The organism is Polynucleobacter sp. P1-05-14 (assembly GCF_018881675.1).
Lineage (GTDB): Bacteria > Pseudomonadota > Gammaproteobacteria > Burkholderiales > Burkholderiaceae > Polynucleobacter.
In genome coordinates, this window is the sequence record NZ_JACVPV010000007.1 from 202,099 (window position 1) to 214,428 (window position 12,330).

Annotated in this window: 15 protein-coding genes; 6 read left to right on the top strand and 9 right to left on the bottom strand. The window is 41.6% G+C overall.

Annotation, left to right across the window (positions count from 1 at the left end):
* Positions 1 to 6 precede the first annotated feature (6 nt).
* Complete coding sequence (locus ICN37_RS05830; protein WP_216155513.1) at positions 7 to 327, bottom strand: DUF6150 family protein; 321 nt, start codon at positions 325 to 327, stop codon at positions 7 to 9.
* Between the two features lie 60 nt (positions 328 to 387).
* Between ICN37_RS05830 and ICN37_RS05835 the strand changes: the two genes are divergently transcribed.
* A complete protein-coding gene (locus ICN37_RS05835; protein ID WP_216155516.1) occupies positions 388 to 819 on the top strand; it encodes a hypothetical protein in 432 nt (143 codons plus the stop codon).
* Positions 820 to 1,189: 370 nt separating this feature from the next.
* Positions 1,190 to 2,500, top strand: coding sequence for a hypothetical protein (locus ICN37_RS05840; RefSeq protein ID WP_216155519.1), 1,311 nt, complete (start codon positions 1,190 to 1,192; stop codon positions 2,498 to 2,500).
* Here the strand turns inward: ICN37_RS05840 and ICN37_RS05845 are convergent.
* The 5 genes from ICN37_RS05845 to ICN37_RS05865 are packed head-to-tail and all read right to left on the bottom strand — an operon-like array spanning position 2,497 to position 4,937.
* Complete coding sequence (locus ICN37_RS05845; RefSeq protein WP_215284886.1) at positions 2,497 to 2,802, bottom strand: hypothetical protein; 306 nt, start codon at positions 2,800 to 2,802, stop codon at positions 2,497 to 2,499. The genes ICN37_RS05840 and ICN37_RS05845 overlap by 4 nt on opposite strands.
* A complete protein-coding gene (locus ICN37_RS05850; protein WP_216155522.1) occupies positions 2,799 to 3,335 on the bottom strand; it encodes an HD domain-containing protein in 537 nt (178 codons plus the stop codon). Before ICN37_RS05850 ends, ICN37_RS05845 begins: the two co-directional genes overlap by 4 nt.
* A gap of 44 nt (positions 3,336 to 3,379) precedes the next feature.
* Positions 3,380 to 4,339, bottom strand: coding sequence for a YafY family protein (locus tag ICN37_RS05855; RefSeq protein WP_216155525.1), 960 nt, complete (start codon positions 4,337 to 4,339; stop codon positions 3,380 to 3,382).
* A gap of 50 nt (positions 4,340 to 4,389) precedes the next feature.
* The gene (locus tag ICN37_RS05860; protein ID WP_216155527.1) at positions 4,390 to 4,626 is read right to left on the bottom strand and encodes a hypothetical protein; all 237 of its coding nucleotides are present in this window, start codon (positions 4,624 to 4,626) and stop codon (positions 4,390 to 4,392) included.
* The gene (locus tag ICN37_RS05865) at positions 4,623 to 4,937 is read right to left on the bottom strand and encodes a hypothetical protein (protein ID WP_216155530.1); all 315 of its coding nucleotides are present in this window, start codon (positions 4,935 to 4,937) and stop codon (positions 4,623 to 4,625) included. Before ICN37_RS05865 ends, ICN37_RS05860 begins: the two co-directional genes overlap by 4 nt.
* Before the next feature lie 168 nt (positions 4,938 to 5,105).
* On the opposite strand from ICN37_RS05865, the gene ICN37_RS05870 reads away from it, so the two are divergent.
* The 4 genes from ICN37_RS05870 to ICN37_RS05885 are packed head-to-tail and all read left to right on the top strand — an operon-like array spanning position 5,106 to position 9,983.
* Entirely contained in the window at positions 5,106 to 5,738 is a 633-nt protein-coding gene (locus ICN37_RS05870; RefSeq protein WP_216155533.1) for an SAM-dependent DNA methyltransferase, read from the top strand.
* Positions 5,722 to 7,236 (top strand): Eco57I restriction-modification methylase domain-containing protein, encoded by a 1,515-nt coding sequence (locus ICN37_RS05875; RefSeq protein WP_216155536.1) that lies wholly within the window; start codon positions 5,722 to 5,724, stop codon positions 7,234 to 7,236. The genes ICN37_RS05870 and ICN37_RS05875 overlap by 17 nt, the downstream gene beginning before the upstream one ends.
* Before the next feature lie 4 nt (positions 7,237 to 7,240).
* Positions 7,241 to 9,754: a GIY-YIG nuclease family protein gene (locus ICN37_RS05880; protein WP_255538471.1), complete on the top strand. Its 2,514-nt coding sequence runs from the start codon at positions 7,241 to 7,243 to the stop codon at positions 9,752 to 9,754.
* Positions 9,755 to 9,770: 16 nt separating this feature from the next.
* Complete coding sequence (locus ICN37_RS05885) at positions 9,771 to 9,983, top strand: hypothetical protein (protein WP_216155542.1); 213 nt, start codon at positions 9,771 to 9,773, stop codon at positions 9,981 to 9,983.
* A 223-nt stretch (positions 9,984 to 10,206) separates the two neighbouring features.
* On the opposite strand, the gene ICN37_RS05890 is transcribed toward ICN37_RS05885, so the two are convergent.
* The 3 genes from ICN37_RS05890 to ICN37_RS05900 are packed head-to-tail and all read right to left on the bottom strand — an operon-like array spanning position 10,207 to position 12,191.
* Positions 10,207 to 10,641, bottom strand: a complete 435-nt coding sequence (locus ICN37_RS05890) for a hypothetical protein (RefSeq protein WP_216155545.1) — start codon at positions 10,639 to 10,641, stop codon at positions 10,207 to 10,209.
* Between the two features lie 11 nt (positions 10,642 to 10,652).
* The gene (locus tag ICN37_RS05895; RefSeq protein ID WP_216155548.1) at positions 10,653 to 11,339 is read right to left on the bottom strand and encodes an AAA family ATPase; all 687 of its coding nucleotides are present in this window, start codon (positions 11,337 to 11,339) and stop codon (positions 10,653 to 10,655) included.
* A gap of 60 nt (positions 11,340 to 11,399) precedes the next feature.
* A complete protein-coding gene (locus ICN37_RS05900) occupies positions 11,400 to 12,191 on the bottom strand; it encodes a hypothetical protein (protein WP_216155552.1) in 792 nt (263 codons plus the stop codon).
* Positions 12,192 to 12,330: the final 139 nt, after the last annotated feature.

Genomic DNA, 12,330 nt, shown 5'->3' on the forward strand with positions numbered 1-12,330 from the left:
TATTTATTAGTAACGGCAGCGAGCTTCACTTTTGTACTTAGTGAAATACACAATGAGATCAGCTTCAGACTTATATTGGGTGTAATAAATCACGGCACGGGCATCGCCCTTGTATTTTGTATAGAACCAAACACCCGGATCGTTATCACTGGGGTATTGGGTGTCATACACAATGCAGTTTGCTTCGGATTGGTACTTTGTGACAAAGACTTTGGCATTGGCCTCTGATGGGTAATTGGTGATGAAGATTTGGGCTGCAGAAGCGGCGATAGGGAAGCAGTTACTCAAGAGCAGGAAACTGAGAAGGCGCAAGAGAAATGAATTCATTATTTGAGAATATTACGCTTTCTACTTTTTAGGTGTTCATCTGGCTGATATGATCACGGGATGAATTCCTCTCAAAAGAAATCTGTTTTTGTATTGAGCCAATTGGCCTTGATATTTATTTGTGCCATAGCGAGTTCAAGTATTTACGCTAAGTGGGATGAAGAGCGCGACATGACTACCAATGGCAAAGAGGAGTTGGTCTATTACTTCAAGACCAACGACCAGGGTCAAAAGCTCGTTTTAGATAAGTATGTAAAGCGCCTCATTTTTATACGTCCCGATAAGTTTTATAAACGCTCAATCAAGCAAATCAAGATTGATGGGGTGGCAGTAGACGTTAATAGCGACCCTTTTTCGCATTACCCTGATCAAACCGCGATTGTGTTTGAGAACAAGGATGAGGTCCTGAAAAAGCTCTTTTTAGCCAAGAAAATCGAATTTAATGTCCTTTATGGCCGAGATGAGGCTGTCAGCACCTTTCAGATCAAATAGGCGCTTAGACGCCCCTGAAGGCAAAAAGGCTTGATTCGTTTAGACAGATGCATGCCGATCATTTACAATAACGAGTTCGGCGAATTAGCTCAGCTGGTTAGAGCGACGGAATCATAAAGCACAAGGTTCTGAGGTTTTCAACCCTTTTCCCAATAAAATCAAGCACTTAGAAAACCAAGGTTTTCACCGTAGCACACACCGTGTGACACACCACCCGCAAAGTGCCGAAAAATAAGGCTCCGCTGGCAAAAAGCGTTCTAGGATATGGCTTGGAGCGGAGGGCAGTGGCATGAATTGTCGTTTTAAACGACACATTAAAGCGGGCAGTGTCAGCCTATACTTCTTGGATATAGATCAAAGGATCCAAGCAATGTCTGAAATGAACTTCTCAGCCTTTTTGCCCGAATTTGAGGCTACCTATGATGTCGCTCAGAAAACGGCTGTATGGAGTGATCAGAGCGCCCAATTTCGGGAGTTTTGGGCTAACCGAGTCATGGGCGCTGATTCTGAGCTAATTTCCGATGATGATTGCGATAAGGTCATCAAAATCCTCGATAGAAACGGCAAGGGCAACAACAAAGACACAGAAGCTATTGCGAAGGCAATGGTTTCTCAAGGTGCGTGGCGTCGCCTTTTTAACGAGTTGCACAAGAATAGAAAATTAGGTGCAGTGGTTAATAAGGTTCTTACTGAGCAAGATCCAAAGCTAAAGGCTCAATATATTGATGAGCTCTATGGAATGGACGAGGCGCAAAAGATTTATCTGACTGGCAAAAGTGGAAATACCATTTCAGTGTTTTTAGCGGCATTTGACCCATTTAATAATCTTTCAGTTATTTCACTTAAAGATAGAAGGTTGCTATTGGAATGCCTCGAATCCCCTTATATTGGGGAGTTTGACGCACAGACTATTGGCGACAAAATTACTCAATCAAACGATATTCTTGCGCAGGCAATCAAAGCGAACGGTGTTATTGGGGATGCTCGCAAGATCTCAGAATATTGCTATTACGCTCCAGTTAAAGAGTTATGGCGTGGAGAATTCTCTGCCCCACAAGAGGTCTCAGGAAGCAATACTGCAAATGAAATTACGGTCACCATATCAACGGATAAAGATGAGGTAGAAGATATTGCTGCTGATGGAGAGGTCAGAGAGTCAATAAGAATTCAAGGGTTGTTGGCAAAAATTGGTGAGGCTATGGGTTTTGATATCTGGCTACCCAATCCTGATCGAGTGCGAGTATCTAAAGTGTGGCAGCCTAAAGATCCAAGTAAGTTGTTGACTAAATTACCGCTCTCGTATGACAACCGAACCTTAAGTACGATTGGTTTGATAGATGTTATTTGGTTGAAAAATAAAAGATCAATTGCGAGAGCTTTTGAGGTTGAAGATACAACATCAATTTATTCTGGAATTCTGAGAATGGCAGACCTAGTTGCACTTCAGCCAGATGTAAAAATAAAAATGCACATAGTGGCGCCAATAGAGAGGCAGGAGAAGTTTTTTACAGAAATTCGACGCCCAGTATTTTCATATATGACAAATGCTCGACTATCTGATATGTGCACATTTATTTCTTATGACGATGTCAGGCTCATAGCTGATCTAAAACACTTAAATTCTATGAGCGATAAGGTGATTGAGGATTACGAGGTCAATCCAGATCAATCTGGTGATTAAGTTTTACTATTGGCTAGTTCAACCGCAATTAAATCAGCATAGTCATAAGGCTGAAAGGATTCATCGTCATCGCCTCCACCAAAAATCATTGGGACATCAGCGCCATAGCGGTATGAGTTTGCAGCATCCGCAGCGCTTTGACCTTGGTTGATTTTCTCTCTAATAAACTTAGCGACCATCTCTTTAGAAAAGGCTAATGCCTCTTCATAAGTATCAAACTCTCCTTCAAGGATTGGTCTTCTTTCGTCTGGTGAGTCATACGAATCGTAAGACTCAACCTTGTAAGGTTTCATTGTGGTCATGAAAAGCTCTTATTGCCTTCAACTAGCAGTGCATCAAAAATCTTTTCTAGGTATGCGTTAGTGCCTCGAACTCCAGCTACAACCCGTTCTGCCCACTTGAAATACTCTAGTTTTCGCTCGGAGTCCCAATTGGCTGGAGGAGAAGCTAAGATATCTCTGAGGTTACAAATTTTGTCAGCCAACTTAACTAACTTAGCCTCGTGAGATGCGTGAGGGGCATGCTCTACTTGTAGCTGTTTACGCACCGCTTTATCTTTTATGCTTTTATCGTCGGTTACTTCGAGAACGATTGAGGTAATCTTGTCCCCAAATAACCCTCTTAACTCTTCAGCAGTTGTTTGGGTATCTTCAATAGTGTCATGAAGAACGGCGGCACATAAAACATTGTGGTCTATTATTCCGCCTTCATTGGCTAAAACATTAGCCAATGCTATTGGATGATTAATGTAAGGCGAAGAGTCAGCATCTTTCCTGCGCTGGGTTTTATGCTTTTCTGCAGCAAACGCAACAACTTTTATAAATTCTGGATTCATATGCTTAATTTATACGCTTTAGTGAAATAAGACTATCTGTGGTGTTAATAATTTTTTATAGATTTTAATAACTCATCTTTGACCCGCTTGCGTAAGCTAGCTGGCGCTAATACTTCAACGCCCGAGCCGTATTTCAATATATCCATTACTAGCTCAGGATCTTGGTTGTAATCAAACTCTAAGATGTAGTTACCCTCTTTGTCAAAAGATCCTACCTGTTGTCCATGCCAAGTCTCGCTACTTACCCATCTTGCTTTCTCTGGATTGAACTTTAGCTTGGCTCTCTGATCAGCTTTGCCCGAAAAGATCCCATAGCTTTCTGCGAAGTGTTCATGTAGTTGCTTTTCAGATATTTCATCCGCTTTTGCATTGGTAATAATTGCCTTACTAATTCCGTCAAGCGAGAAGCTTCTTAAGTCTTTGCGCAAATGGCAATAAGCATCTAAGTACCAGTTATCTCTATAGAAGATTAATCGTTGCGGTGATATTTCTCGCTCAGTAGTCTCATTAGTGCCCCTAGCGTAATAGGCAATTTGGAGTCGCTTACGATTTAGTAGGGCGCTTCCAATTTCTTCAAAGTTTTCAATAGAGCTTTTGCGAGCAGACATCCCAAATACTTTTAATCTCTTGCGAAGCTCTTTAGCTGGCGTATTGCTTTGCCCAAGAATGCCGTCAATGATTGAAGTAAGTGGTGCAATATGAGGTGCAATTAAGCCGCCTTTGTCTAAACCCGATAGTAGGTGTTGCATCAGAACGAGAGCTGTTGCTTCCTTTTCAGAGAACCATAAGCCGGGCAACTCAATCTTTTCGCCAATGCTTTGCCCATCAAAACAGTAGCCACCTTTAAATCTGTCATACACAATCGACGCATTCATCCTGCTTCGTAGGTATTCAAGATCTCTCTTAAAGGTTGCCTTGGATATTTCCAGCTCACTCAAGAAGTCATCAAGCGGCACGCATTGACGTGCCTGAATCATGTATTTGATCTTGTGGAGTCGTTCCATGTCACCCATACGTCGCTTTCAAGAAAGGTTGGTAGCTTGATATTACAGGCTCATTGTGTGAGCTTAGTAATTTTGAAGTATTCAGTAAAAAACTCTTTTCTGGTTTTAACTGCATACGCTGGAACTGTATGCATCTCATCTATAACTACAACTCTATTTAAATGCTTATCCATTGTTTTTAGTCTGGGCAGTCCAATGATTCTGGCGCAGTCAATAGCTGCTTGAGCCATTACTGGCTGGGGGTGAATAATGGCAAGCCATGCGCCAAGTAACAGTCCTACGATCATCTTTTTGAAGGGGTGTAGCCAATGCGGCTACCTGAGTTATCAAAGTAATTGGTAACGCCACTGGGAGCCTTAACTTCATACCCAATGCGACTGCCTGAGTTGTCATAAACCCCATTTTTGGAACTAGCGTTATATGCACTGTTATCAATGTTGTATGGACTATTACGCATGTTGTATGGCGAGTTATCCATGTTGTATTGGCTGTTTTGCATGTTGTAGGATGAATTGTCTAAATTGGTGACTTGAGCGAAGCTCTTTTGGGCATAAAGTGCTGCCTGAGCAAGCAAAAAGATAGTGAGTAGATATTTCACGGGTTTCTCCTAGAAGAGGTGTTGTGGGATCAGAATAGGATTGTGCAGGCTCATTAAGTGAGCCACTGGGCTAATAATGTCGTTTTAAACGACAAAATTGATCATGTGTAGCAAATAACGCAAAATGGTAGTTATAAAAATAATCAAAAGAAAGCTAAAACCATAGAAATGAGCATTGAAACGAAAGAAGGGGCTTCAGACTCCCAAGTTGTATCTAAGCAGCGTGTGGCAGATCACGGTGAGGTATTTACAGCCAAGCGTGAAGTAGATGCAATGCTTGATTTGGTAAAGCATGAAACTGATCGCATTGACTCTAGGTTTCTAGAGCCAGCCTGTGGTACTGGAAACTTCCTTGCTGAAGTCTTAGATAGAAAACTTACTGTAGTGACCGATCGTTATGGAAAGAGCGAGGCTGACTGGGATCGTTATGCAATTATCGCCGCCTCTTCTATCTATGGAATAGATATTCTTCCAGACAATGTTAAGAAATGCAGAGAAAGACTGTTTAAGCCTTTCGAAAAATGTCGTGAAGAAGTAAAGCGTTCAGTTAAATATATTCTTGATAGAAATATAGTGTGTGGAGATGCATTATCTCTGAGGGGTATTATTTTTTCTGAGTGGTCACCTGTTGGTGGCGGTCTAAAGAGAAGAGATTTTGCATTTCATGAGCTTATTGCACAATCTGCAATTCAAGAGTTGCCGCTCTTTTCTGACTTGGGCGATGATGTGTTTATTCCAGATCCGGTAAAGGATTATCCGGTAACCCATATATTCAAGATTGCCGATGTCCGTGATAACTAATTACAACCCGGATGTACTAACTTGCCTTGCTAACTTAAGCAATGATGAAGTCTTTACACCGCCGCAACTTGTAAATGAAATATTGGATATTTTTCCTAAAGAATTATGGAGTAATGAGAATTCTAAATTTTTAGATCCAGTTTGCAAGTCGGGAGTCTTTTTAAGGGAAATTGTAAAAAGGCTTGATAAGGGGTTAGAGAAAAAAATCCCAAATAAGCAAAAGAGAATTGACCATATTTTAAAAAACCAAGTATTCGGAGTTGCAATAACAGAGCTGACTTCATTACTTAGTCGAAGAACCTTATATTGTTCAAAATATGCAAATACAGAGTACTCCATAACAAATTCATTTAAAACCGAGAGTGGAAATATTCACTTTTCAAGAGTAGATCACGAGTGGGCCTCTGGGAAATGTTCTATATGTGGCGCTAATGAGACGGAATATACAAGAGATCCATCCTTAGAGTCCCATGCTTATGAATTTTTGCATACAAAAAATATTGGAGATATTTTAAAGATGAAATTTGATGTGATCATAGGCAATCCGCCTTATCAACTAGATACAGGAGGGTCTGGTCGACAGGCTAAACCTATATATCAATTATTTGTTACACAAGCTAAAAAATTAAATCCAAAATATCTTTGCATGATTATTCCTGCGCGGTGGTTTTCTGGTGGATTTGGTTTAGATAAATTTCGCAATGAGATGTTATCGGATAGAAGAATTAGTCATTTGGTAGATTTTGAAAATGCGTCAGATGTTTTCCCTGGCGTAGACATTGCAGGAGGAGTTTGCTATTTTTTGTGGGAAAGAGACCATGATGCTGACTGCAAGGTGACAAGTAATTCGAATGGCACTAGATTCTCGACCACTAGGAGGCTGGATGAATTTGATATTTTTATAAGACAATCTAAATCGATTCCAATAATTAATAAGGTTGTTGGCAACAAGAAAACTAGTAAAAAATTCCTTGACCAAGTAGTTTCTTCTATCCAACCGTTTGGAATACCTACAAATTACGAGCCAAAAACAAGTGGGATACCATGTAGATTTATACAGAAGATTGGTCTTAAATTTGCAACCAAGAGTGATATTACCGACACTAATGGCTTATTAAATAAATGGAAGCTGCTTATCCCAAAAGCCCCCATTGCCGGACAGACTGATTTTGGTAAGCCGATTAGGTTCTACCATGATAGGAATGCAATTATTTCTGACCCCGGAGAGTGTTGTACTGAGTCGTGGATAGTTGCCGGAGCGTTCGACACAAAGAGTGAAGCTCTATCTTTTAGGTCATATTTGTTTACAAAAATAGTGCGCTTTTTAATATTGCAAACGGTTATTTCCCAGGATGTAAATAGGAAAAATTTTAGATATGTACCGGACCTAGGAGTTTATCAAGGAGACTATACGGACGAAATTCTTTGCAATCTTTGGGGAATTACACAAGAAGAGTGGGAGTTTATTGACTCAAGAATTTTACCGGCGAATGGTTAATAAAATGCCAAAAGAGTTCTTCCCTCCCAAGGTTGAGTCCAACCCTACTATCTATGCATATCAGGACACCAATCCTCAATATACAGGATTGCTAAAGGTTGGCTTCACTACAAAGGATGCCCAAACTCGAATAGCTCAGCAGTACCCCATAGTTAAACCCGGCAAGCCTCCGTATGTAATCGTGCTCGAAGAAAGTGCAATGCGTACCGATGGAAGTGCATTTAGTGACCATGATGTTCACAGAGTACTTCGCAAGAAGGGTCTCAAAAATCCGGATGGTGAGTGGTTTGAATGTGCCGTTAAGGATGTAAAAGCTGCAATCCTTCAGGTTAAAACCGGGATAAAGAATGAGGATGATCGAGTCCTAGACTTTGGTCTTCGCCCTGAACAAGAGGCGGCAGTAGACAAGACTATTGCCTACTTCAAGAGCTTTAAAAAAGAAAATAAAGATAAGACTCCTCACTTCCTATGGAATGCAAAGATGCGCTTCGGGAAAACCTTTGCCACTTATCAACTAGCAAAGAGAATGGGTTGGAAGAAGATTCTTGTATTAACTTTTAAACCTGCAGTACAAAGCGCATGGGAAGAAGATCTAGCAACCCATGTTGACTTCAAGGGTTGGCAATTCATCTCTCGTGACGGTCTCTCTTTTGAGGATGCCGACAAGAAGGCTCCTTTTATATGCTTTGGCTCTTTTCAGGATTACTTAGGGAAGAACTCTGCTGGCGGCATTAAGGCTAAGAACGAATGGGTGCATACGACTAACTGGGATTGCGTGGTATTCGATGAGTACCACTATGGATCTTGGAGAGAGCATGCAAAAGAGCTCTTTGAAGCTGAGAGCAAGAAAGAGTTCAGCTTTGGGCAAGGTGAAGGCATTGAGTACTTTGATGAAGAGATCATGCCAATCACTACCGACAATTACCTCTATCTATCGGGCACACCTTTCAGGGCAATCTCCTCTGGGGAATTCATAGAAGAGCAGATCTTTAACTGGACTTACTCAGACGAGCAAAGAGCTAAGGAAGAATGGAAAGGAGATAACAATCCCTACCTATCTCTTCCACGGATGGTTCTCCTCACCTATCAATTACCAGACTCAATCAAGCAGGTGGCAATGCAAGGTGAGTTTGATGAGTTCGATTTAAATACATTCTTCTCTGCTTCTGGTGAAGGTGGTGGCGCAAAATTCAAATACGAGAATGAGGTTCAAAAGTGGCTTGATCTCATTAGAGGCTCTTTCGCAGAGACTACTGTAGATAACCTCAAGCTGGGTGCTAAGAAGCCCCCAATGCCGTTCTCAGATGCTCGCTTGCTAGATCTGCTCTCCCATACCTTCTGGTTTCTTCCAACGGTTGCCTCGTGTCATGCAATGGCAAACCTATTGGAAAAGAGGCAGAATAAGTTTTATCACGACTACAAAGTAGTGGTGGCAGCAGGTAATGATGCTGGACTTGGTGTTGAGGCTCTCCCACCTGTATATGCCGCAATGGGTGACCCCCTTAAATCTAAGACCATTACCTTGTCATGTGGAAAGTTAACTACAGGTGTCTCAGTGAAACCTTGGGGTGGAATCTTCATGCTGAGGAATTCCTCCAGCCCAGAAACTTACTTTCAAGCTGCATTCCGTGTACAGACACCGTGGACTATTAAGAATCCAGATAGCCTAAGCCCCAACAAACAGCAGATCCTCAAAGAAGAATGTTATGTGTTCGACTTTGCTCCTGATCGTGCACTGAGGCAGATTGCTGACTACAGCTGCCGTTTGAATATGGATGAAACTAATCCAGAGAAGAAGGTAGAGGAGTTTATTAACTTCCTGCCTGTACTTGCCTACGATGGTAGCTCAATGAAGCAGATTGATGCTGCAGGTATCTTAGATATTGCCATGAGTGGTACTACAGCAACTCTTCTTGCTAGGCGGTGGGAAAGTGCCCTACTCGTCAATGTGGATAACAATACCTTAGCTCGCCTTATGAAGAATGAAGCGGCTATGAAGGCATTGATGAACATTGAGGGTTTCCGCAACCTGAACCAAGAAATTGAAACAATTATCAATAAGACTGAGTCAGTTAAGAAGCTCAAAGAGAAGGCAAATAAAAAGGATCTGACTGATAAAGAGAAGAAAACTCTTACTGATGAAGAGAAAGAGTTCAAGAGTGTTCGTAAGCAGATTCAAGAGAAGCTTATTAAGTTCGCTACTCGAGTACCAGTCTTTATGTACCTAACGGACTATCGTGAGCGTAGCCTCAAGGATGTCATCACCCAGCTAGAGCCCGGTTTATTTAAGAAAGTGACTGGATTAAATGTCAAGGACTTTGAGCTCTTGGTTAGCCTTGGTGTTTTCAATAGCTCCCTCATGAATGATGCTGTTTATAAGTTCAAGAGATATGAGGATGCCTCTCTTGCTTATGTAGGCATCAATAAGCATGAAGGTGAAGAGGTTGGCTTGTATGACACGGTCCTGAGCTCCGAAGAATATAGCGCCTCCTTTGAAAATAAAGCGTTAGGAAATTAATTTTAGATATTGATTTATGGCTGATGAATTCAACATAGAGTTTGTGGGCAAGGTTAAAGCTGATAATCTAACCTCATTGGCTGAGGACTCTAAAAAAGAGCAAGAAGAAATTCTTGCTGACCAAGCTCACTGGGCAAAGCATGGCACCAATCGCTCTACAAAGGCTGCCAAGAGTAAGAGTGAAATCATGGAGGAGTTAAGTCGTGAACGATTCCCGTGGGAAGAGTAAGCCCACGCTAGAGTCGCTGCTTAAGGATCAACAAGTCATTACAGGCAAAGACTTAATCAAGCGAGATAAAGAGTCTAAGAAGCAAAAGGCTCTATTACAAGAGGCTATTGAGTTTGAGCAGAGGAATCGCAGGGTTAAAAGGTAGGTGGCTTGCGATGTCGTTTAAAACGACAAATAAAAAAGCCCACTATAAAAGTGGGCTAAAAATTCATCAAATTAAATACTACAATTCATTTCTAAAAATACTTAGTTGTGGATTCCGATCTTCCCAATACTTTACTGAGGCAGTGTATATATTACCGGGCAACTTAAGTTGATAAGTTACATACCAACAACACTGAGAGCTACCTGAGAAGTATTCAGCAAAGATTGGATTTAAGCTACCAAGGTTAGTCTGCCAGCTTTCTAAAAAAGCCTCTTCATAGTCATAGTTATTATTGAGCTTCGTATCAGGCAGATTTGGAGCGGTCCCGCTTAATTTCGAGGGATAAGACATCCCTGAATACCCTTGATTTACTATCTGGCTGTTAAATGAATCATAAAACTCTTTTTGTTCTTGAAATTTTTTTTCAAACCCATGTTCATTTGCAAATTCAGCAATCGAATGACCAATAATGTATTGAACTTGCTTGTCAGCTTCTTTTGTAATGTTAGGCATTTAGCTTCTCCTTAATAAATGATATTTGGTGGCGGGTGCTGACTCTTGCGACGAGCCAGTCTTCCAATGTTGTGGATGATGTTACGAAATGATCCATTTGCCGCTTGAATCGTGGGCAATAAATCATCATCGGAAATATCAACCCCTGTCTTGCTAATAACAGCTCTCGCCACATCCAGGTAATCACTGGCAGGCGCCGCATTCATCTCTACTAAGATGCACCGATCCAATAATCCCTTATCTAATTGAGAGATGTTGTTAGTAGTTAGTATGAATACACCCCTAGTCGTATTGAGCGCTGACTTCAAACTTTGCTGTGTGAGCTTGGTTAAGTTATCAACTTCATCAATGATGAAGTAGTGCAGTCCACTGGCATTGATGGATGATCTACTTAAAATTGCCTCGATCAAGTTCATTACTTGAGGACCTGTAAAGCCTTGCTGACACGCAATCATTTCTTCGGGCAAACTTAAGTCTTCACCTGTCTTGCCTTGTTCAATTGCGTTAGGTAGCATCTTTGCGAGAGTCGTCTTGCCTGTTCCAAAGACTCCGTATAAAAGGATTCCTGATTTGCCGCAGTAAGGTAATGCTTCGGCACCGCTGACAATGTCTTCGATGCGTAATCGACTCTCGAGATTGCCAAAGATAATGTCACTAATCGTTTGAGGCTCATGAAATGGCTCCTTGTTGATCAACATATGTTTCCTTTATTTGTTCAATGGTTGAATGGGAGGCGCTCATAACACCCCCCATTTTTATTAAGCTGCTTGAGTTTGTGTATCTACAGCGCCGTCAGCGTCATTTGCTGCTTCAATAGCTGCTTTCGCTTCTGCGAGAGCTACTTGCTGTTTGCCATATAGGGCAGCATAAGCCGCATTCACTACAGCCTCGTTTCGCAATACCGCACGAATACCAAAGCTGCCATCTGCTTGTTGTTCAGCGAGCAAGACGCAAGCCTCACCCATAAAGTCAGCATCCGCAACATGCGATAACAACTCTGACTTGGCAATGCCTAGGAAGCTTTTACGCCCTGCAATAGCGGCTTTAGCAATCTCTGCTTTAGCTTTTGGGCTGATATAGGTGGCACTTTTACCCAAGCGAATCTCTTGTATGCCGCCGTTATCTTCAATCCACTGTGCTAAGTCAGCAGTTTGCACTTTAGCTTTTTGTGCTTGACGCAATACGAGCGAATAAGTGCTGATACGACGACGGTCAATATTGCCAAATACTGCACGAACCACACGAGTTGCTAAAGGCACTTCCGATTTATAAGAGTAGTTTCGCTCTTTATAAAAACGCTCTAAGGCTGCCGAACGCTGTTTTGCCTGCTCTAACACTAGCTCGCCGCAGTAGCTTAAGCACTCTGCTAAAACTGCATACAGCTCGCTATTGCTAGTACGATAAGCACCCTGTTCCCAAGTAATGCGCTTTGCTTCCATGCCAGCTAATAGATTGACAGCATTAGCAAAGGTGCCTACCGTTGTTAGTGCGTTGTCGTTTAAAACGACAGCTGTGTTTACTGCGTCGGTTGTTTTTTCGATTTGATTCATTTTTAATTCCCGTAGATTCAAACACGAAGTGCAACACGGTTTAAGGACTGCATAAATACTTCATTGGGGGTTTTAAACCCTAATCGTTTTCTAGGTCGGTTGTTTAAACGGTCTTGGATCATTCTAAGCTCCTTATCGG

What these genes read in the sequence shown, in the direction of transcription:
- ICN37_RS05830 (WP_216155513.1), bottom strand. Translation starts at nt 327, where the DNA reads ATGAATTCATTTCTCTTGCGCCTTCTCAGTTTCCTGCTCTTGAGTAAC.
- ICN37_RS05835 (WP_216155516.1), top strand. Translation starts at nt 388, where the DNA reads ATGAATTCCTCTCAAAAGAAATCTGTTTTTGTATTGAGCCAATTGGCC.
- ICN37_RS05840 (WP_216155519.1), top strand. Translation starts at nt 1,190, where the DNA reads ATGTCTGAAATGAACTTCTCAGCCTTTTTGCCCGAATTTGAGGCTACC.
- ICN37_RS05845 (WP_215284886.1), bottom strand. Translation starts at nt 2,802, where the DNA reads ATGACCACAATGAAACCTTACAAGGTTGAGTCTTACGATTCGTATGAC.
- ICN37_RS05850 (WP_216155522.1), bottom strand. Translation starts at nt 3,335, where the DNA reads ATGAATCCAGAATTTATAAAAGTTGTTGCGTTTGCTGCAGAAAAGCAT.
- ICN37_RS05855 (WP_216155525.1), bottom strand. Translation starts at nt 4,339, where the DNA reads ATGGAACGACTCCACAAGATCAAATACATGATTCAGGCACGTCAATGC.
- ICN37_RS05860 (WP_216155527.1), bottom strand. Translation starts at nt 4,626, where the DNA reads ATGATCGTAGGACTGTTACTTGGCGCATGGCTTGCCATTATTCACCCC.
- ICN37_RS05870 (WP_216155533.1), top strand. Translation starts at nt 5,106, where the DNA reads ATGAGCATTGAAACGAAAGAAGGGGCTTCAGACTCCCAAGTTGTATCT.
- ICN37_RS05875 (WP_216155536.1), top strand. Translation starts at nt 5,722, where the DNA reads ATGTCCGTGATAACTAATTACAACCCGGATGTACTAACTTGCCTTGCT.
- ICN37_RS05880 (WP_255538471.1), top strand. Translation starts at nt 7,241, where the DNA reads ATGCCAAAAGAGTTCTTCCCTCCCAAGGTTGAGTCCAACCCTACTATC.
- ICN37_RS05885 (WP_216155542.1), top strand. Translation starts at nt 9,771, where the DNA reads ATGGCTGATGAATTCAACATAGAGTTTGTGGGCAAGGTTAAAGCTGAT.
- ICN37_RS05890 (WP_216155545.1), bottom strand. Translation starts at nt 10,641, where the DNA reads ATGCCTAACATTACAAAAGAAGCTGACAAGCAAGTTCAATACATTATT.
- ICN37_RS05895 (WP_216155548.1), bottom strand. Translation starts at nt 11,339, where the DNA reads ATGTTGATCAACAAGGAGCCATTTCATGAGCCTCAAACGATTAGTGAC.
- ICN37_RS05900 (WP_216155552.1), bottom strand. Translation starts at nt 12,191, where the DNA reads ATGAATCAAATCGAAAAAACAACCGACGCAGTAAACACAGCTGTCGTT.